Source organism: Amycolatopsis cynarae (assembly GCF_026802195.1).
Classification (GTDB): Bacteria; Actinomycetota; Actinomycetes; order Mycobacteriales; family Pseudonocardiaceae; genus Amycolatopsis_E; species Amycolatopsis_E rhizosphaerae.
Genome location: NZ_CP113836.1, coordinates 636,240 through 655,934, shown reverse-complemented (window position 1 = coordinate 655,934; position 19,695 = coordinate 636,240). Strand labels below are relative to the sequence as shown.

The 19,695-nt window shown below is 69.4% G+C and carries 16 protein-coding genes; 9 read left to right on the top strand and 7 right to left on the bottom strand.

Annotation, left to right across the window (positions count from 1 at the left end):
• Positions 1-3 precede the first annotated feature (3 nt).
• The 4 genes from ORV05_RS03115 to ORV05_RS03100 form a co-directional block, all read right to left on the bottom strand.
• On the bottom strand, positions 4-1,158 hold the full coding sequence (locus ORV05_RS03115; RefSeq protein WP_268756942.1) for an acyl-CoA dehydrogenase family protein: 1,155 nt from the start codon (positions 1,156-1,158) through the stop codon (positions 4-6).
• Positions 1,155-3,134 carry an acetyl/propionyl/methylcrotonyl-CoA carboxylase subunit alpha gene (locus ORV05_RS03110; RefSeq protein ID WP_268756941.1) on the bottom strand — a complete coding sequence of 660 codons (1,980 nt, stop codon included), beginning with the start codon at positions 3,132-3,134 and terminating at the stop codon, positions 1,155-1,157. Before ORV05_RS03110 ends, ORV05_RS03115 begins: the two co-directional genes overlap by 4 nt.
• A gap of 216 nt (positions 3,135-3,350) precedes the next feature.
• Positions 3,351-4,964: a carboxyl transferase domain-containing protein gene (locus ORV05_RS03105; protein ID WP_268756940.1), complete on the bottom strand. Its 1,614-nt coding sequence runs from the start codon at positions 4,962-4,964 to the stop codon at positions 3,351-3,353.
• A 113-nt stretch (positions 4,965-5,077) separates the two neighbouring features.
• On the bottom strand, positions 5,078-5,878 hold the full coding sequence (locus tag ORV05_RS03100; protein ID WP_268756939.1) for an SGNH/GDSL hydrolase family protein: 801 nt from the start codon (positions 5,876-5,878) through the stop codon (positions 5,078-5,080).
• Between the two features lie 201 nt (positions 5,879-6,079).
• Between ORV05_RS03100 and ORV05_RS03095 the strand changes: the two genes are divergently transcribed.
• Both ORV05_RS03095 and ORV05_RS03090 read left to right on the top strand, forming a co-directional pair.
• Positions 6,080-6,676, top strand: coding sequence for an SACE_7040 family transcriptional regulator (locus ORV05_RS03095; RefSeq protein WP_268756938.1), 597 nt, complete (start codon positions 6,080-6,082; stop codon positions 6,674-6,676).
• 80 nt (positions 6,677-6,756) lie between these two features.
• Entirely contained in the window at positions 6,757-7,248 is a 492-nt protein-coding gene (locus tag ORV05_RS03090) for a hypothetical protein (RefSeq protein WP_407652769.1), read from the top strand.
• Positions 7,249-7,386: 138 nt separating this feature from the next.
• Here ORV05_RS03090 and metX read toward each other — a convergent pair whose 3' ends face one another.
• Entirely contained in the window at positions 7,387-8,511 is a 1,125-nt protein-coding gene (gene metX, locus ORV05_RS03085; RefSeq protein ID WP_268756936.1) for a homoserine O-acetyltransferase MetX, read from the bottom strand.
• Positions 8,508-9,812, bottom strand: coding sequence for a bifunctional o-acetylhomoserine/o-acetylserine sulfhydrylase (locus ORV05_RS03080; protein WP_268756935.1), 1,305 nt, complete (start codon positions 9,810-9,812; stop codon positions 8,508-8,510). Before ORV05_RS03080 ends, metX begins: the two co-directional genes overlap by 4 nt.
• Positions 9,813-9,940: 128 nt before the next feature.
• On the opposite strand from ORV05_RS03080, the gene rdmE reads away from it, so the two are divergent.
• From rdmE to ORV05_RS03050, 6 genes are all read left to right on the top strand, one after another.
• Positions 9,941-11,524 (top strand): aklavinone 12-hydroxylase RdmE, encoded by a 1,584-nt coding sequence (gene rdmE / locus ORV05_RS03075; protein ID WP_268756934.1) that lies wholly within the window; start codon positions 9,941-9,943, stop codon positions 11,522-11,524.
• A 24-nt stretch (positions 11,525-11,548) separates the two neighbouring features.
• Entirely contained in the window at positions 11,549-13,132 is a 1,584-nt protein-coding gene (locus ORV05_RS03070) for a PucR family transcriptional regulator (RefSeq protein ID WP_268756933.1), read from the top strand.
• Positions 13,133-13,148: 16 nt separating this feature from the next.
• Complete coding sequence (locus ORV05_RS03065; RefSeq protein WP_268756932.1) at positions 13,149-13,874, top strand: MOSC domain-containing protein; 726 nt, start codon at positions 13,149-13,151, stop codon at positions 13,872-13,874.
• A 182-nt stretch (positions 13,875-14,056) separates the two neighbouring features.
• Positions 14,057-14,614, top strand: a complete 558-nt coding sequence (locus ORV05_RS03060) for a Crp/Fnr family transcriptional regulator (protein ID WP_268756931.1) — start codon at positions 14,057-14,059, stop codon at positions 14,612-14,614.
• An 83-nt stretch (positions 14,615-14,697) separates the two neighbouring features.
• Entirely contained in the window at positions 14,698-15,417 is a 720-nt protein-coding gene (locus tag ORV05_RS03055) for a hypothetical protein (RefSeq protein WP_268756930.1), read from the top strand.
• Complete coding sequence (locus ORV05_RS03050; RefSeq protein ID WP_268756929.1) at positions 15,417-17,405, top strand: hypothetical protein; 1,989 nt, start codon at positions 15,417-15,419, stop codon at positions 17,403-17,405. The genes ORV05_RS03055 and ORV05_RS03050 overlap by 1 nt, the downstream gene beginning before the upstream one ends.
• Before the next feature lie 58 nt (positions 17,406-17,463).
• Here ORV05_RS03050 and ORV05_RS03045 read toward each other — a convergent pair whose 3' ends face one another.
• Positions 17,464-18,417: a zinc-binding dehydrogenase gene (locus tag ORV05_RS03045; RefSeq protein ID WP_268756928.1), complete on the bottom strand. Its 954-nt coding sequence runs from the start codon at positions 18,415-18,417 to the stop codon at positions 17,464-17,466.
• Positions 18,418-18,571: 154 nt separating this feature from the next.
• On the opposite strand from ORV05_RS03045, the gene ald reads away from it, so the two are divergent.
• A complete protein-coding gene (gene ald, locus ORV05_RS03040; RefSeq protein ID WP_268756927.1) occupies positions 18,572-19,687 on the top strand; it encodes an alanine dehydrogenase in 1,116 nt (371 codons plus the stop codon).
• The last annotated feature ends 8 nt before the right edge of the window (positions 19,688-19,695 follow it).

Sequence of the window (19,695 nt, the reverse complement as noted above, 5' to 3'; positions counted from 1 at the left end):
GGGTCAGCGCAGGCCGAGTTCCCTGGCGATGAGCATGCGCTGGATCTCGCTGGTCCCCTCCCCGACTTCGAGGATCTTCGCGTCCCGGTAGAACCGGCCGACCGCGAACTCGTTCATGAACCCGTAGCCGCCGAAGATCTGCGTCGCGTCCCGCGCGTTGTCCATCGCGGCGTTCGACGACACCAGCTTCGCGATCGAAGCCTCCTTCTTGAACGACTCGCCGCGCAGCATCTTCGACGCCGCCGCGTAGTAGGACAGCCTGGCCGTGTGCGCGCGGGCCTCCATGTCGGCGATCTTGAACTGGATCGCCTGGTAGGTGCCGATCTGGCGGCCGAACGCCTCCCGCTCCCGGACATAGCGCAGGCATTCGTCCACACAGCCCTGCGCCAGACCGACGCTCAGCGCGGCGATCGCCACCCGTCCCTCGTCCAGAATGGACAGGAACTGGGCGTACCCGCGCCCACGCTCGCCGAGCAGGTTCTCCGCGGGCACCCGGCAGTCCGAAAAGGACAGCTCGTGGGTGTCGGAGGCGTTCCAGCCGACCTTCGAGTACTTCGGGGCGACGGCGAAGCCCGGCGTGCCGGAAGGCAGGATGATCGCGGAGATCTCCTTGCCCCCGCCCGGTTTCTCCCCGGTGACCGCGGTGACGGTGACCAGGCGGGTGATGTCGGTGCCGGAGTTGGTGATGAAGGACTTGCTGCCGTTGATCACCCACTCGTCGTTGTCCAGGCGCGCGGTGGTCCTGGTGGCCCCGGCGTCCGAGCCGCCGCCGGGCTCGGTGAGGCCGAACGCGCCCAGCGCCTCACCGGAGCACAGCGCGGGCAGCCACCGTTCCCGCTGGGCGGCGTCACCGAACCGGTAGATCGGCATGGCGCCCAGGGACACCCCGGCCTCCAGCGTGATCGCGACCGAGGAGTCGACGCGGGCGAGCTCTTCGAGAGCGAGGCAGAGCGCGAAGTAGTCGCCGCCCATCCCGCCGTACTCCTCCGGGAACGGCAGGCCGAACAGGCCCATCCGGCCCATCTGCGCCACCAGTTCGTAGGGGAATTCCTCGCGCTCGTAGAAGCCGCCGATGACCGGCGCCACCTCGTTCTGGGCGAAGTCCTGAACGGTCTTCCGCAGCGCCTCGTACTCCTCGCCCAGCCTGAAGTCGATCATCTTTCCGCCTCCGCGTCGCCTGCCGGGGTCACCACGGCCAGGATTTCGTCCAGTGCGACCTGCTGCCCCACCTGGACGTTCAGTTCGCCGACCACACCGTCCACCGGCGCGACCAGGGTGTGCTCCATCTTCATCGCCTCGACCACGAGCAGCGGCGTCCCGGCCGTGACCGTCTCGCCCGGCGAGACCTTCACGACCAGTACGGTGCCCGGCATCGGACTCTTCACCGGGCCCGCCTCGGTGACGTCACCGTGCGAGGCGAGCAGGTTCGGGCGCTCGCCGACGGCCACGCAGTGCCCGTCGCGGGCGAGCCACAGATCGTCCCGCTCCGCCCGGAGGTACCGGCGGAACTCGCCGTCGTAGTGCACCTCGAGCCGGTCGCCGTCCCGCCGCGCGGAAACCGGAACGGGATCGGCGCCGTTCACGCTGACGACCGCCGCGTCCGGCAGGCCCTCGACGCGCACCAGCGCCTCGGTCTCCCCGGACTTCAGCCGCAGGGTCACCCCGCCGCGGGCGCCGAGGCGCCAGCCGCTCGGCACGTCCCACGGGTCCACGACCGGTCCCGTCGGCGTCAGGCCGAGCAGCCGGTCCAGCGCGGCGGCGACGAAGAACTCCTCCGGCACACGGGAAGAAACCAGCGTTTCGAGCCGTCGCTCGACCAGCCCGGTGTCCAGCCGCCCGGCCCGGACGTCCGGATCGGCGATCAGCGCGCGCAGGAAGGCCACGTTCGTGGTCACCCCGGGCATGGCCGTCCCGGCCAGCGCCCGGTCCAGCCGGTGCAGCGCGGACGCCCGGTCCGGCCCCCAGGCGATCACCTTCGCCAGCATCGGGTCGTAGTTCGAACCGACGGTGGTGCCGGGGCTCATCCACGAGTCCACCCGGACACCGGCGAGGTCGCGGGGTTCGCCCAGTGCCAGCACGGTGCCCCCGGTGGGGACGAAACCGCGCGCAGGATCCTCGGCGTAGACGCGGGCCTCGACCGCGTGCCCGTCGAGACGGACGTCCTCCTGGCGCACGGTCAGCGGTTCACCGGCCGCGATGCGGACCTGCCACTCGACCAGGTCGAGTCCGGTGACCAGTTCGGTGACCGGGTGCTCGACCTGCAGCCGGGTGTTCATCTCCATGAAGAAGAACTCGTCGGGCGCGGCGGACGAGACGATGAACTCGACGGTGCCGGCCCCGGTGTACCCGACCGAGCGGGCCGCCTCCACCGCCGCCGCGCCCATCCGCTCGCGGGTCGCCTCGTCCAGCAGGACCGACGGCGCCTCTTCGATGATCTTCTGGTGGCGGCGCTGCAGGCTGCACTCGCGCTCGCCCAGGTGGATGACATTGCCTCGCCCATCGGCGAGGACCTGGAGCTCGATGTGACGCGGGGTGGTGACGAACCGCTCCAGCAGCAGCCGGTCGTCGCCAAAGGCGGCCTTCGCCTCGCGCCGGGCCGACTCCACGGCGGCCTCCAGCTCGGCGGGGCCGGTCACCAGCCGCATGCCCTTGCCGCCGCCGCCCGCGGACGGTTTGAGCAGCAGCGGGTAGCCGACGGACTCCGCGGCCGCCGCGAAATCCGCGACCTCGGCGGCTCCGGGCACCACCGGCACCCCGGCGGCCGAAACCGTCTCCTTGGCGCGGATCTTGTCGCCCATCGCCTCGATCGCCTCGGGCGCCGGCCCGATGAACACCAGCCCCGCCTCGGCGCAGGCTCGGGCGAACCGCGGGTTTTCGGCCAGGAACCCGTACCCCGGGTGCACGGCCTGCGCGCCCGAGGAGACGGCGGCGCGCACCACGTCCGGGATCGACAGATAGCTCTTGGCCGCCTCGGCAGGCCCGATGCGGACGGCGTCGTCGGCCTCGCGGACGTGCCGCGCGCCCGCGTCGGCGTCGCTGTAGACCGCCACGGAGCGGATGCCCATCCGGCGCAGGGTGCCGATCACGCGGACGGCGATCTCGCCCCGGTTCGCCACCAACACTGTGTCAAACATGATGTGGAACAGCCCCCTGCGTTATGTCTTCGAAGCGGCGGAGCCGCTTGCTGTGGGCCGCCAACCGGCACCGCCGCGGGTTCTCAGGCGGTTCCTGGGCAAGAACAGCACTGCCAGCGACTCCTGAATTGGCATTCATGAGGAGGCGATCCCGCAGTCAGGGACCGCCTGAGGTTCCGCTACCCGCGCCGCCACGCAAACCACTTCAAACACTCCCTACATCCGGAAGACGCCGTAGTTGACCGCTTCGAGCGGCGCGTTGGCCGCGACGGAGAGGGCGAGCCCGAGCACGGTGCGGGTGTCCGCCGGGTCGATCACGCCGTCGTCCCACAGCCGGGCCGTCGAGTAGTAGGGGCTGCCCTGCTCCTCGTACTGGCGGCGGATCGGCTCCTTGAAGGCTTCCTCTTCCTCGGCGCTCCATTCCCCGCCACGCGACTCGATCGCGTCACGGCGGACGGTGGACAGCACGGAGGCCGCCTGCTCACCGCCCATCACCGAGATCCGGGCGTTGGGCCACATCCACAGGAACCGCGGCGAATACGCGCGCCCGCACATGGAGTAGTTGCCCGCACCGAAGGAACCGCCGATGACCACGGTCAGCTTGGGCACCCGGGCGCAGGCGACCGCGGTGACCATCTTCGCGCCGTGCTTGGCGATTCCGCCGGCCTCGTAGGTCTTGCCCACCATGAACCCGCTGATGTTCTGCAGGAAGACCAGCGGGATGGAGCGCCGGTCGCACAGTTCGATGAAGTGCGCGCCCTTCATCGCCGATTCGGCGAAGAGCACACCGTTGTTGGCGACGATCCCGACCGGGTGGCCGTGGATCCGGGCGAACCCGGTGACCAGGGTGGCGCCGTACTCCTTCTTGAACTCGGCGAACCGGCTGCCGTCCACGATCCGCGCGATCACCTCGCGCACGTCGTAGGGCGTGCGCGAGTCGGTGGGCACGACGCCGTAGAGCTGGCGCGGGTCGACGGCCGGTTCCTCGACGGGCTCGACGTCCCACGGACGGGGGCCGCGCGGCCCGAGTGTGGACACGATCGAGCGCACGATGCGCAGGGCGTGCGCGTCGTCGTTGGCCAGGTGGTCGGTGACGCCGGAGGAGCGGGCGTGCACGTCGCCGCCGCCCAGTTCCTCCGCGGTGACGATCTCCCCGGTGGCGGCCTTGACCAGGGGCGGGCCGCCGAGGAAGATCGTGCCCTGGTTGCGGACGATCACCGCTTCGTCACTCATCGCGGGCACGTAGGCGCCGCCTGCGGTGCACGAACCGAGCACGGCCGCGAGCTGCGGGATGCCCCGCGCGGACATGGTGGCCTGGTTGTAGAAGATCCGGCCGAAGTGCTCGCGGTCGGGGAACACGTCGTCCTGGCGCGGCAGGAACGCACCGCCGGAGTCCACCAGGTAGAGGCACGGCAGGTTGTTGTGCAGGGCGACTTCCTGCGCGCGCAGATGCTTCTTGACGGTCATCGGGTAGTACGTGCCGCCCTTGACCGTGGCGTCGTTGGCGACGATGACGCATTCCCGGCCGGAGACCCGGCCGATGCCGGTGATGATGCCGGCGGCGGGGGCCTCGTCGTCGTAGAGGCCGTTCGCGGCGAGCGGGGACAGTTCGAGGAACGGCGAGCCCTCGTCCAGCAGCGCGTCCACCCGGTCGCGCGGCAGGAGCTTCCCGCGTTCCACATGCCGGACTCGCGCCTTCTCCGGCCCGCCGAGGCGGGCGGCGGCGAGGCGCTTGCGGAGGTCTTCGACGAGCTCGGCGTGCGCGGTCGCGTTGCGCGCGTACGCCTCGCTGCGCGGGTCCGCGGAGGTGGTGAGCGTCGGTGTGTCCATACCAGCCCAGGTTAGTCGTCGTTAACTACGGAAGCGATGTTAACGACGACTAACCTCCCTGTCCAGGCCCGGGCGCGGACCCGGACAGGGAGGCCGGTGAAGCGGGCGGTCGCTTACAGGACCGACCGGAAGGTGGCGTAGTAGCCGGAGGACTGGCCGGTCGCGGTCGGGTGGTAGGACTCGTCGACCGGGTAGGTCAGGCTGTGCAGCCAGGACGAACCCGAGCAGATCTCGTGCCCGGTGAACGCGCCCCGGACGTCGGCGAAGGTGAACCCGGCGTTCGTGGCCTCCTTCTTGATGACCGTGTCGAGCGCGTCGGCACCCCCGTTGATGTAGCTGCGCGAGGTGTCGGACAGGCCGACGATGCAGGAACCGCCGATCTTGTAGAAGTGCGGGTAGCCCAGCACCACGACCTTGGCGTTCGGAGCCTTGGCCTTGATGGTGGAGTAGACCTTGTCGAGCAGGCCCGGCAGGGTGGTGGCGACGTAGTTCTCCGCGTTGGTCACCGCGGTCTGGCAGCCGGAGTCACCGCCGAGGATGCAGTCCTGCATCACGCCGCTGAACCCGGCGTCGTTCCCGCCGATGCTGATCGACACCAGGTCGGTCCCCGAGTTGAGCGCACCTACCTGGTTGTTCAGCACGTCCGAGGTCTTCGCCCCCGAACAGGCCTGGAAGCTCAGCGACGCACCCGAAGCGTTCGCGTAGAGCTCCGGGTAGGCGTTGGCGCTGCGCTTGCAGCTGCTGGAGTCGAGGTACGAACCGGCACCCACGCCGGAAGAGTAGGAATCGCCGAGCGCGACATAGTCGGTCGTGGCCGCGTCCGCCACGCCGCTCAGCCCCAGTGCCGCGAGCGAGGCGACGACAGCGACCGTGAAGGATCTGGTAAGCGCTTTCAACACCGAGGGGACAGCCATGGGAGAGCCCTTCTGTAAGTGGAAAACCAGATGAAGAAATACCAGGGTTTTCCCTTACTGGGACCCCTATTTAGTAGGCAAGTGAGCAACGGGCGGACGAACGTTAGCGGTCGCTAACTTGACCCGATAGGATGTCCCCCAGCCGGTGCCCCCAGCTCCGGCCGACGACGAAAGGCGGAGATGGCCCCGAAGGCAGGTCCGGTGGACGCGAAGACGTTCGCGCGGTCGCAGGCGGGTGGCGAGAAGACCGGCCGCCGCGAGCAGATCCTGGCCGCCGCCGCCGAGTTGTTCGCCCGCCACGGCTTCCACGGGGTCGGCATCGACGACATCGGGGCCGCCGTCGGCATCTCGGGACCCGCGCTCTACCGGCATTTCCGCAGCAAGGACGCCATGCTCGGGGAGATGCTGAACTCGATCAGCCACTTCCTGCTCGACGGCGGCACCGCGCGGGCGGAGGCGGCCGAGGATCCGGAGCGGGTGCTGGCCGAGCTGGTCGACTTCCACGTGAACTTCGCGCTCACCCAGCCGTCGCTGATCACCGTCCAGGAGCGCAACCTCGCCAACCTCACCGACACCGACCGCAAGCAGGTCCGGGCGTTGCAGCGGCGCTACGTCGAGGTGTGGGTGCGGGCGATCCGGGACGCGGTGCCCGGCGTGGGGGAACGGCAGGCCCGCTCGGCCGCGCACGCCGTCTTCGGACTGATCAACTCCACCCCGTACAGCCGCTACCTCGACGACACCGAACTGGCGGCTCTGCTGCGGCGGCTCGCGCTCGGCGCCCTTCACTCCCTGGGCTGATCACTGCTTCCGCCGCCGCACCGCCACACCAGCCACTTCCGATACAGCTCCTAGCCCGGAACAGCGGTCACTGGTGTTTGATAGGACGGGTGAGCGGCGAGCAGCGGGACCTCGTGGAGAAGGCGCAACGCGCCCTCGTCGCGCTGCGCCTGGGCCGGGACGAGGACGCACTGGACGAGGTGGCGCCCTCCGCGGCCGACGAGCCCGCCCGCACCGCCGAGATGCGGGAACTGATGCTGCTGCTCTTCGGCGAATGCAGCTCGATGGTCTCCCGGCTCGGTGACGGGGGCAGCGCCCCGGTCAAGGTGCAAGTGTTCGACGAGGCGGGCGAAGAGGTGCCGATCGACGAGGCGGACCCGCCGGTGCGCACCGCGGTCCGCACCCTGCTGGCCGAGGTGCACGGCAACACCGAAGCGGCCGAGGAACAGGTCGAGATCGCGCTGGCCAGCGCCGCGCCGGACGAGGTCGACAGCCTGGTGCTGCAGGCGCTGCGCTGGACCATCCGGCTGTCCGCCGAATGCGTCGACCGGGACCTCCCGGTCGCCGACTGGGTGCGTCGCACCTTTACCTGAAGTACCGGAAGGGGCGTCTTAGGGCGTGTTTCCTGAGCGGCGGAGCCGCTTGCTGTGGGCCGTCAGCTTGCACCGCGGGTTCTGACGTGGTTCCTCGCAGAAACGACACTGCCAGCTCCGACAGCGTTCAACACAGCTCTAGCCGAGTAGGGCCTTGATCAAGGTGGCGATCTGGCCGGTCTCGATCAGGAACGAGTCGTGGCCGTAGGGCGAGGAGATCACCGCCGCCTCCCCCGCGCCCGGGATGCCCGCCGCCAGCTCCTGCGACTGGTACAGCGGGTACAGCCGGTCGCTGTCCACCCCGGCGACGAGCGTGCGGGCCGTCACCCGCGACAGGGCAGCGCCCACGCCGCCCCGGTCCCGGCCGACGTCGTGGGTGTTCATCGACTCGGTGAGCACCAGGTAGCTGTTGGCGTCGAAGCGGCGGACCAGCTTCTCCGCGTGATGGTCCAAATAGGACTCGACGGCGAACCGCGGATCGTCCGGGGCCTGGTGCCGCCTGCCGAACCGCTGGTTCAGCTCGGCCTCGGTGCGGTAGGTCACGTGCGCGATCCGGCGGGCGACCCCCAGCCCCAGGTGCGGGCCCTCACCGGGCGCCGCGTCGTAGTAGTCACCGCCGCGCCAGCCCCGGTCCGCGCGGATGGCGTGCAGCTGCGGCGAGGCCCAGGCGATCTGTTCCGCGGTGCTGGCCGCGGGCGCGGCCACCACGAGCAGCGATTCGACCCGGCCGGGCAGGGTCACGCCCCATTCGAGCGCCCGCATCCCGCCCATGGACCCGCCGAGCACCATGGCCCAGCGCTCGATACCGAGCTCGTCGGCGAGCGTCTGTTCGGCCAGAACCTGGTCGCGCACGGTCAGCCGGGGGAACCGGCTGCCCCACGGCCTGCCGTCCGGGTCCGGCGACGACGGCCCGGTGGAGCCCTGACAGCCGCCCAGCACGTTCGGCACCACCACGAACAGCTCGTCGGTGTCCAGCGGGCGCCCGGGGCCGATCAGCGCGTCCCACCAGCCCGCCGTGGGATGACCGGGCCCGGCTTCCCCTGCGGCGTGGCTGTCGCCGGTGAGGGCGTGTTCGACGAGCACCGCGTTCGAGCCGTCGGAAGCGAGTATCCCCCAGGTTTCGTAGGCGAGCCGGAAGCCGGGCAGCGTGCCGCCGGCCTCCAATTTCACCTGCCGGTCGTGCGACACCCAGCGGCGCCGCCCCGGCGGATCCCCCGCCCGCCACGCGCCGGTGGCGGGCGGGGGAACCGGTGACGACGTCACAGGGCGGCCTTGGCGGCCCGGAACCCGGCCTCGAGGTCGGCCTTCAGGTCCTCGATGCCTTCCAGGCCGACGGCGAGGCGGACCAGCCCCGGGGTCACCCCGCTGGCCAGCTGCTCCTCGGGCGAAAGCTGGCTGTGGGTGGTGCTGGCGGGGTGGACAATCAGACTGCGCACGTCCCCGATGTTAACCAGCTGGCTGTGGAGCTCCGTGCCGTCCACGAACTTACGGCCTGCTTCGACCCCGCCGTGCAGGTCGAAGGACAGCACGGCACCGGCACCGCGCGGCAGGTACTTCTGCGCGGCGGCATAGTCCGGGCTGGAGGGCAGCCCCGCGTAGTAGACCCGTTCGACCTCGTCACGCTGCTCGAGCCATTCGGCCAGCGCGGTGGCGTTGGACACGTGGCGCTCCAGCCGCAGGGACAGCGTTTCGATGCCCTGCAGGATCAGGAAGCTGTTGAGCGGCGAGATCGCGGCGCCGGTGTCGCGCAGGATCTGCACGCGGGCCTTGGCGGCGTAGGCACCCGGGCCGAGCGCCTCCCAGTACTTGAGGCCGTTGTAGCTGGGGTCGGGTTCGTTGAAGCCGGGGAACCGTTCCGGCTGGGCACCGAAGTCGAAGGTGCCGCCGTCGACGAGGACACCGGCGACGGTGGTGCCGTGACCGCCGAGGTACTTCGTCGCGGAGTGGACGACCACGTCGGCGCCGTGCTCGATCGGGCGCAGCAGGTACGGGGTGGGCACCGTGTTGTCGACGACGAGCGGGACGCCGGCCTCGTGGGCGACGTCGGCGATGCCACGGATGTCGAGGACGTTGCCGCCGGGGTTGGCCAGCGTCTCCCCGAAGAACAGCTTGGTGTTCGGCCGGGCGGCGGCGCGCCACTGTTCGAGGTCGCTCTGGTCCTCGATGAAGGTGACCTCGATGCCGAGCTTGGCCAGCGTGTAGCGGAACAGGTTGTAGGTGCCGCCGTAGAGCTTGGTGCTGGAGACGAGGTGGTCGCCGGCACCGGCGAGGTTGAGCACGGCCGCGGTGATCGCGGCGGACCCGGACGCGAAGGCGAGCGCGGCCACACCGCCTTCGAGCGCGGCGACGCGCTGCTCCAGCACGTCCTGCGTCGGGTTCATGATGCGGGTGTAGATGTTGCCGGGCTCGGCGAGGCTGAACAGGTCCGCGCCGTGCTGGCTGTCACGGAAGACGTAGGAAGTGGTCTGGTAGATCGGCGTCGCGCGGGCACCGGTGGCGGCGTCGGGGCTGGCGCCGGAGTGGATCTGTTTGGTCTCGAAGGACCACGCCTCGTTGCTCGTCATGGCCTTCGACGCTAGCCAGTTCGGCCGTTTGGCCCAAATCGCTCCCATCCAGTGGTACCCCTTGCAAAAAAAGTATCTTAGCTTCTAAGATTCCTTGCACAGGGAGATTCACAGGCAGGGAGAAGATCATGGAAGAAGTGGACGTTCTCGTCGTCGGCGCCGGCTTGAGCGGCCTGACGGCATCGCTGTTCCTCGCCCGCGAAGGGGTCCGCGTGGTGACCGTGGAGCGGCGCCAGGGCACTGGCCTGCACCCCCGTGCCGCGGGTCAGACCCCACGGACCATGGAGCTGTACCGCTGGGCGGGGATCGAGCGCGACGTGCTGGGGGTCAGCAAGCGGGCCTCGCAAGGGCTGCGCATCACCGTCGCCACCCACCTCGGCGGCCCGGTGTTCCACCAGGTGCTCGAGGACCTGTCCGAGATCGACAACAGCGCTGCGGCCGCCACTCCCTGGGGAATGGCCGGGCAGGACGTCGTCGAACCGATCCTGCTGGGCAGGGCCCGCGAGCTCGGCGCCCAGTTGCGCTACTCCACCGAACTCGTGTCCTTCGAGCAGGACGAGGACGGGGTGACCGCGCTACTGCGGCCCCGCGACGGGGAGCCGTACCGGGTGCGGGCGCGTTACCTCGTCGGTGCGGACGGGGGCCGCAGCCGGATCCGCACCGCGCTCGGCATCGAGACCGAGGGCATCGGCGTCATCGGGCATTCCATCGGGGTGGTCTTCGAAGCCGACCTCGGGGACCGGATGCAGCCCGATGTCACCGACCTCTACTACCTGCAGCATCCCCAGTTCACCGGTGCGCTGGTGAACACCGACGTGCCGGGCCGGTTCGTCTTCGGCACCGACTACCACCCCGACCGGGGCGAGACGCCGGAGGACTACACCCACGACCGGCTCGCCGAACTGATCCGGCTGGCCACCGGCCTACCCGGACTGGAACCGGAAATCCGCTGGGTCGGGGCGTGGGAGATGGCCGCCCGCATCGCGCGGCGGTTCCGGGAGGGGCGCGTCTTCCTGGCGGGCGACGCGGCGAAGGTCACCCCGCCGACGGGCGGGATGGGCGGCAACACCGCGGTCGGCGACGGGCACGCGCTGGCCTGGCGGCTCGCCGCGGTCCTGCGGGGCGAGGCGGGCCCGGGGCTGCTGGACTCCTACGAAGCCGAGCGCAAGCCGATCGCGCAGATGGTGGTCGACACCTCGCTGCACAACGCGAAGGAGCGGCTGCTGCCGGAGCTGGACACCAGCGAAGTGGGCGACCCGGTCGACATGAACGAGTTGGCGCTCGGTTTCCGCTACCGGTCCGGAGCGGTGCTCGACACCGAGGACGATCCCGACGCACGCCCGACCGAGGATCCGAACCGGCCCAGCGGGCGTCCGGGTTTCCGCGCCCCGCACGTGCCGGTGACGCTGGACGGGGTGCCACTGTCCACAGTGGACATCATCGGGCAGGGCTGGGTACTGCTGGCCGACGGGCCCGGCTGGTCCACCGCCGCCCGCGAGGTGTCCGAACGGCTCGGCCTGACCGTCGTCTGCGCCGAACGTGGGACCGACTTCGGCGATCCGGAGAACCTGTTCGCCGCACGCTACGGACTCGGCCGGGGCGGCGCGAGCCTCATCCGCCCGGACGGCATCGTGGCGTGGCGCGCCCGTACCGCCGTGGAGGATCCGGCGGGCACACTTTCCGCCGCGCTGGCCGAGCTGGTGAATCGGTAGTCATCTACCCCGTATGCTGCGGAAATGGTGTCCGTCCGCAGCATCGTCGACCGGGTCGGCCCCACCCTGCTGCACGCGGTGTCGATCCCGGAATCCAGCCCGGCGGTGGCCGACGTGGTGATCGCCGAACCGGGCGCGGGCACCCAGGTCGCCGCCGGGGATCTGGTGCTGGGGGTGGCCGTGGCCGACGTGGACGGGGCGGCCACCCTGATCCGGCACAGCGCCGAGCGGCGGGCGGCCGCCGTCCTGCTGAAACCGCCGTTCACCGCCCGTCCGGCGGTACGGCGGTGCGCGGTGACCGCCGGGATCGGGCTGATCGAGGTCCGCGGGGCCACCGCGTGGGCCCAGCTCGTCTGGCTGCTGCGCACCGTGCTCGACGCGGCCATCGACAGCACGGACGACAAAGACGGCGAAGACCGGGATGACACGGGCGAGCGCGGCTCCGGCGACCTGTTCCGGCTGGCCGACGCGGTGGCCTCGGTGGTCGACGCCCCGGTGACCATCGAGGACACCAACTCGCGGGTACTGGCCTATTCGTCGCGGCAGGACCTGACCGATCCGGCCAGGGTGTCCACGATCATGGGCAGGCGCATCCCGGACGACGTGCTCGCCAAGTTCCGCTCCCGCGGGGTGTTCCGGGAACTTTCCCGCGGCCGTCAGACGATTTTCGTGCCCGCGCAACGGGACGGCACACTGCCCCGGCTGATCGTGCCGATCCGCATGGGCGGCGAACTGCTCGGCTCGATGTGGGCGGTGGTCGCCGGTCCGGTGCCGGACGAGCGGGCGGCCGCCTTCGCCGACACCGCCCCGGTCGTCGCGCTGCACCTGCTCAGGAGGCGGGCACACGCGGACGCGCGCCGCCGCGCCTCGGCGGAGCTCCTGCGGGCGCTGCTGGAAGGAAAGGTCGGCCCCCGCAAGGCGATCGCGGAACTCGAACTCACCGATGAGCCGCATCGCGTGGTGGTGATCGGCACGCCCGGCGGGGATGGCCCGGACGCCGAAGGGCTGCGCCTGGCGTTGCTGGAACGCATTTCCCAGGGCATCGGGCGACGGCCCGTGGTGACCGAACTCAGCGGCCTGCTCTACGCGATCGTGCCGGAAGGCCCCGGGCCCGGCTCGTGGGCCGAACTGCGCGCGGCGCTCGCTCAGGGGCCGGAACCGGACCGGGCCGGTTCGCCGAACCTCGCAGCGGGTTCGGCGGTCCCGCTCGTCGAACTGGCCCGCTCGCGCAAGGAGGCGGAGGAAGCGCTGGGCCTGTTGCGAGCCGGACTGCTGCCCGGGCACGTCGGCAGCTACGACGAAGTGTGGACCGCGCTCGTGCTGCACCGGGCCGCGACGGCCGCGGGCGCGGCCCACGTCACCGAACTCGGGCCGCTGGAGCGGCTGCGCGCCCACGATCGGGAGAACCGGACGGAATACGTGGCGACGCTGTACGAATGGCTGCGCTTCCCCGGCGATCCCCGTGCGGCCGCGCGGGCGCTGCGGATCCACCCCAACACCTTCCGGTACCGGATGCGCCGCCTGCTCGACCTGGCCCGGCTGGACCTCGACGATCCGGACGTGCGACTGGCGCTGATCACCCAGCTCGTCGCCCTCCGCTGGTCGTAGCCCGTAGGATTGCCTGGTGTTTCAGGGAAACGTGGCCGGACTGCACCGCTGGCCGGTGAAATCACTGCGCGGCGAACGGGTCGGGGCCGCGCGCTTCGACGAGCGAGGCATGGCCGGAGACCGCGCGCACGCCCTGGTCGACCGGCGGGAACGGCGGGCGGGCAAAATCCTCACCGTCCGCCAGAACCCGGCTCTGCTGTCGTGGCAGAGCACCTACCGCGACCCCGGCCCCGACCCCGCGCAGGCGCCCGTACTGCACGGCCCGGACGGCAAGGAATGGGCCTGGGACGATCCGGGACTGGCCGCCGCGCTGGCCGACTCCCTCGACCTGCCGCTTTCCCTGCGTGCCCAGGACGGCCAGCAGGACCGGGGCCCCACCGTGCTGGTCACCCTCGAAGCCTCACGCGCCGCGCTCGAAACGGAGCTCGCCGCCCCGGTCGAGCTCGACCGGTTCCGTCCCAACCTGCACCTCACGCTGGACGCGCCCGCGTTCGCCGAAGAGGACTGGGGTGCCGGTACGAAGATCACCGTCGGCGAGGTCGTGCTGGAGGTCACCGGCAAGAACGCCGGACCCTGCATCCGCTGCGCCGTCCCCAGCTGGGATCCGGCCGGGCGCGAGCGGTGGCCGAAACTGCAGACCTGGCTGATCGAACAGCACGAGAACAAGTTCGGCCTGATCATGCGCGTCACCACGCCCGGAACCATCGGCACCGGCAACCCGGCGACCGCCGAACCGGCGTAGGGCCTAGGCCAATCGAGTGAAGACGGAATCAATCCGATCTGTCGATGGTGGCCAGTTGACAGCATGGTTCCGTGGTGGACCCCGCCCTCGATCGTGCCCGTGCACGGCTCCGCGCTGCGGGGCGACCGACGGCATTCCGGCGGGGCGAAATACTGATGTCGGCCGGCACCCACAGTGAGGACGTGGTGCTGGTCGAGTCGGGCTCGGTCAAGGTCGTCCTGTCGGAGCACAACGGGGCCCAGGTGATCGCCGGGCCGTACGGTCCGGGTGAGCTGATCGGTGAACTCGGCGTGCTCGACCAGCGACCGCGCAGTGCCACCGTTATCGCCCACCGCGACGGCACCGGAGTGCGCGTGGTCGCCAGCATCTTCCGACGGCTCGTGGAGCAGGACCACGACGTGCTTGTCCTCGTCAACGCGACCCTTCGTGACCGTCTGCACAGAGCCGACCGCAGACAGTTGGCGATCGCTTCGCAGGACGTGACGACCCGGGTCGCTGCCCAACTTCTCACTTGGGCTGACACTTTCGGCGAAGCGAGTTCCGACGGAGTGGTCGTGCGCGGCATACCTCAGGGTGACCTCGCCAAAGCCGTGGTCGCCTCGGCAAAATCGGTCGACGCGGCATTGAAGGTGCTTCGGGCTGCGGGGCTGGTCCGAACGCGACGCCTCTGGTTCCTACTGCCAGACCCCACCCTCCTCCGCGACCTGCTGAATGATCGCGGGTGGCGGAAAACGACCTGAACATCTCCCGGAAATCAGGTGGAACTGCGCCGGTAAGCGGCTGAGACTCCCTCGACAGAATGAACCACCGCTGTGGAGGCGTAATGGAACTGCTCCCCGAAACCCGCGCACTGCTTGGGATTGACGTAATCGCATCAGCCGACAACCCTGGATATCACCTCGGCGCATTGTGGCGAGCCTTGGCCGGCATGCTGAACCAGGCCTTCGCCGACACCGGCATCGATGCCGAAGAGGTCATTGAAAGCGAACCCACAGGTGACGGAGCGCTGTACACTCTTTCCAGCAGGCGTCTCGGCACCCTCATGGACTTCAGCAAACGACTCGACGAACTTGCCGCCGAACACAACCGGGAACGTAAACCTGATGTGCGTCTCCGTATCGCCGTCGATCTCGGCGCGGTCGGCGATGTCCCGAGCTACTACTCGGCGAAGATCTCGCGCGGTCGCTTGCTGGACGCGCCAGCCTTCAAATCGATACTTACGCGCTGCCTTGCGGAGAGGCCGGACGTCAACAGTGGCCTTATCCTTTCGATGGCCGCCTTCCGGCAAGTCTTCGGCGGAGACTACACACACGCGGTCCGCGAATCCGAATTCGCCGAGGTCACAGTGACGAACAAATCCTTCCGTGAACAAGCGTGGCTTCATGTGCCAGGCTTCGATGCAAGGTCTCTCCGCGAACTCGCGGCGGAGCCGAACAAATCGGAACCGGCCGCTCCTCAGGTGAACAACCAGGTCAATGGCACGGTGAACGGGGTACAGGCGGGCACGATCAACGGAGCGGTCAGCGTCTGGGGGGACCATTGATGACCGAAAATACGCAACAACAGCAACAACCTCAGAAACAGGTCGACAACACCGTTAACGGTAAGATGAACGGTGCACAGGCAGAGACGATCGAAGAAGTCAAGATATGGAATATCTACAAGACCATTCAGTCGGATGAGCCGGACCTGCTCGCCTGGGAAGCCAACGACGAAGACCTGACCCAGGTCAGACGGCAATTCATCGAGCCAGAAGGATTCACGATGGCCCGGGAAGCCCTGAAAACGGCACCCATCGTCGTGCTCCACGGTCTCGGCTCAGGTCGATTCGCCGCCACGCGGTTACTCGACGAACTCGGCTACAGCCGCATCGTGCATCTCAACAGCGCCCGGCGCCTTGGCAGTATCGACGAGCAGGAACTGGACGGCCGGGTCGGCTACATATGGCAAAGGGTCGGACCGGGCCGCACTCCCATGGACAACATGGACTTCGCCAGGGCGGTCAGCCTGTGCCGAACCAAGCAGTGCGCCCTGGTGATTCTCTTCGACCGCCCCGAGGAAATCCCGGGTTACGCGGTGAGCACAGCGGTCAAACTGGAAGCACCTGCGCCGGTGGAAGTGGCCGAGTCGGTGATCCGGGATCGCAAGCACGACGAGGCGGGCGACATCCTGCCCTTGTTCCACGCGGGTTTGGCTCTCAAGCTGTCGGTCGCCGATCCCCCGCACAAGGCGGTCCGCGCGGCGGAATTGGCGATCGAACTGGCTTCCGGGAAGATCGAGGAATCCGACGCGCTGAGACTGCTGGACGAGGATGCGGACAGGGCCGTCGCCGCACTCATCGAAGACTGGTGGTCAACCGAGGAGTTCACGATGTTCCTCGCGGTCGCGTTTCTCGAAAACAAGCCTTTCGACCGGGTAGCCGCCCAGGCAGTCGCTCTGGATACGCTCGTTCGCAAGGCCGAACTCCCCTCCGACAAAACCCTGCGGCCTCGGCGTATCTTCACCAAACCGAAGGACAAGCTGTTGCGCACGATCCGGGCGGCAACCGCGCGTCGTACCCACCCCCGCCACCCTGGCTTACAAGAACAGACCGTCCGGTTCGAGCAACCGGACTGGGCGGACGCTGTACTCCGCCGGTTCTGGCAGCAGTACCACCTGGATCACCAGACCCTGCTGAAGTGGATGTGCGACTCGAACGAGCCGGAAGCCGCCGTCAAGGCGTTGTGCACCGTCATCGTCGGCGTCCCCGCACACGATCCCTTGCGCCCCCTGGAGACGCTCGCCGCGAACAACCGGTTGTCCCACCGGTATCTCGCCGCGCAAACGCTGGTCAAACTGGCCGACGAGCACAGGCACTCCGGACTCGTCGAAGAAACGCTCGACCGCTGGGTCGAATCCCGCTCTTCGAACTACAAGTTCACTGCCGCGTTGTACTACGGGTCACGGTTCGAGCAGCACACGAAGCGGGCGCTCGCTCAGCTGACCAGGATCGCACGATCGGAATGGCGGGGACCGCGCAACGCCGTGGTCGCGATCATGCTGGCACTTCTGGCCCGGGAGAAGTACCGCGACCTGGTACTGACCACGGTGAATCACTGGATGAACGACCCTCAGTCGCTGCGAGATCGCGATGGCCTGCGCGCTGTCGCACTGGAGATCGCCCTCTGGATCTTGGGTATCCAGACCGACAAGGAGAACATCTTGGTGGTCGACACCAAGATTCTGGGAGATCGGTATCCTGACGAGCTCCGCGACTTGGCATGGACCATCGCCTTGCACCGAAAGCATGGCGTCACCATGTTGCGGCGGCTCGAGGAGTGGTCACTGAAGGCGAGGTTCGAGGACAAACGAAGCAAGCTACGCAACAATGGCTCCGAACTGCTTCGAGTTGTCAGCTTGCTCCAGTCCGATCTCCGATGGTGGCGAAGGCTGCCGGACGAACTACTGCTCTCCCATCGGCATCCGGGCAGACGCGCCATGATTCGCCGCATTTTCCGTGCCGCCCGGGCTGTGGAGCGATCCCTGCGGTGAGCACTGGTCCTCGCGGTGGGGCACTTCCGATACCGAAGTGCCCCAGCGGCAGCGAATTTCAGAGGACGAGCAGCGTTTTCCCCACGGTGGCGCGGGATTCGATGGCGCGGTGCGCATTCGCCGCTTCTTCGAGGGGAAAGCGTTGCCCTATCACGGGTTTCACCTTCCCCTCGGCCGCCGCGGCCAGGATTTTCGCGGTGAAGCCCCGCATTTCCTCCGGGGTGCCGAGCGAGCCACGGATCAGGGTCACCTCCCGCGCGGCCGCATCGGCCTCGGAAACCTCCGCCCAGGAACCGCTGGCCAGGCCGAAACTGAGGAACCGGCCGCCCCGGTCCACCAGGTCGAACGCACGGGCGCCCGTCTCGCCGCCCACCCCGTCGAAGACGACGTCCACCGCTGAGGCTGCTTCCCGCACGCGGTCCGGCCAGTTCTCGGCCGTGTAGTCGATCGCGTGGTCGGCGCCGAGTTCCGCGGCGAGTGCGACCTTCCGCGCACCGCCCGCGAGCGCGATCACGGTCGCCCCGGCGGCGCGCGCGAGCTGCACGAGGAGGCTGCCGACCCCGCCCGCGGCAGCCTCCACCAGGACGCGATCGCCCGCGCGGAGCCCGGCGGCGTGCACCAGGGCGCTCGCCGTCCGGCCGTCCGCGAGCAGGGCGACCGCGTCGTCGAGAGCCACCCCGTCGGGCACGACGAACGGCGCGGCCGAGGAGACCGCCACCCGCCCGGCGTACCCGCCGGAGCCGTTGAGGCTGGTCACCACCCGCCTGCCGACCAGGTCCCCGTCCGCTCCCTCTCCGGCGGCGACCACCACGCCGCCGACCCCGTTGCCCGGGATCACCGGCGGGGTCAGCGTAAACGGACCGGTCCCGGCGCGCAGTTGCGTCTCGACGAAGGTGATGTTCGCGAACCTCGTCTCGATCAGCACCTGCCCGGGCCCGGCGACCGGTTCGGGGGCTTCCCCGGCCAGCAGCACCTCCGGCCCACCGAACTCCTTCAACCACACGGCTCTCATGGAGCCAGCATCCAACTTCGACCTTGGTGGAGGTCAACACCTGTCGTGCGAGAACCAGGTCACCGCGGGAGGATTGTCACGGGCGAACGATGACACCGCCATCCGGGTGCTCCACCGTGGTCACGTCACGCCCGAAGTGAGTCAGGAGGAAGCAGTGCGCATCGCCGTCCCCCGTGAGATCAAGAAGCACGAGTACCGGGTGGCCCTGACCCCGGCCGGAGCGCACGAACTGACCCAGCGCGGGCACGAGGTGTTCGTCGAAACCGAGGCGGGCGCGGGTTCGGCGATCAGCGACGACGAGTACGTGGCCGCGGGCGCGAAGATCCTGGGCAGCGCGGAGGCCACCTGGGCCGAGGGCGAACTGGTGCTCAAGGTCAAGGAACCGGTCGCCGAGGAGTACCCGCGGCTGCGGGCGGGGCAGGTGCTGTTCACCTACCTGCACCTGGCCGCCGACCGCCCGCTCACCCAGGCCCTGCTGGACGCCGGAACGACGGCGATCGCCTACGAAACCGTGCAGCTGCCGAACGGCTCGCTGCCGCTGCTGGCGCCGATGTCCGAGGTGGCGGGCCGGCTCGCCCCGCAGGTGGGCGCCTACGCGCTGATGAAGCCCAGCGGCGGGCGCGGAGTGCTGCCGGGTGGCATCCCGGGGGTGCATCCGGCGCGGGTCGTGGTGATCGGCGGCGGCGTGGCCGGGCTGAACGCGGCGCGGGTGGCGCTGGGGCTGGGGGCCGACGTGGAGATCCTGGACACCAATGTGGACCGGTTGCGCCAGATCGACCACGATTTCGGCGGCCGCATCCGCACCGTCGCGTCGAACGCCTTCGCCGTGGAGCAGGCGGTGCTGGAGGCGGATCTGGTGGTGGGTGCGGTGCTGGTGCCGGGCGCGCGGGCACCGAAACTGGTGTCGAACGACCTGGTCGCGCGGATGCGCCCGGGCAGCGTGCTCGTCGACATCGCGATCGACCAGGGCGGCTGCTTCGCGGACTCGCGCCCCACCACCCACGACGACCCGACCTACCGCGTGCACGAGTCGGTGTTCTACTGCGTCGCGAACATGCCGGGCGCGGTGCCCCGGACCTCCACCTACGGCCTGACCAACGTCACGCTTCCCTATGCGGTGCGGCTGGCCGACCACGGCTGGCAGGCGGCGCTGCGCGCGGACGAATCGCTGGCCAAGGGCCTGAACACGCACGCAGGCGCACTGACCAACGAAGCCGTCGCCCTCGCACACGACCTCCCCCACACGACCTCCACCCCCCTCCTCGGCTGACCGCCGCC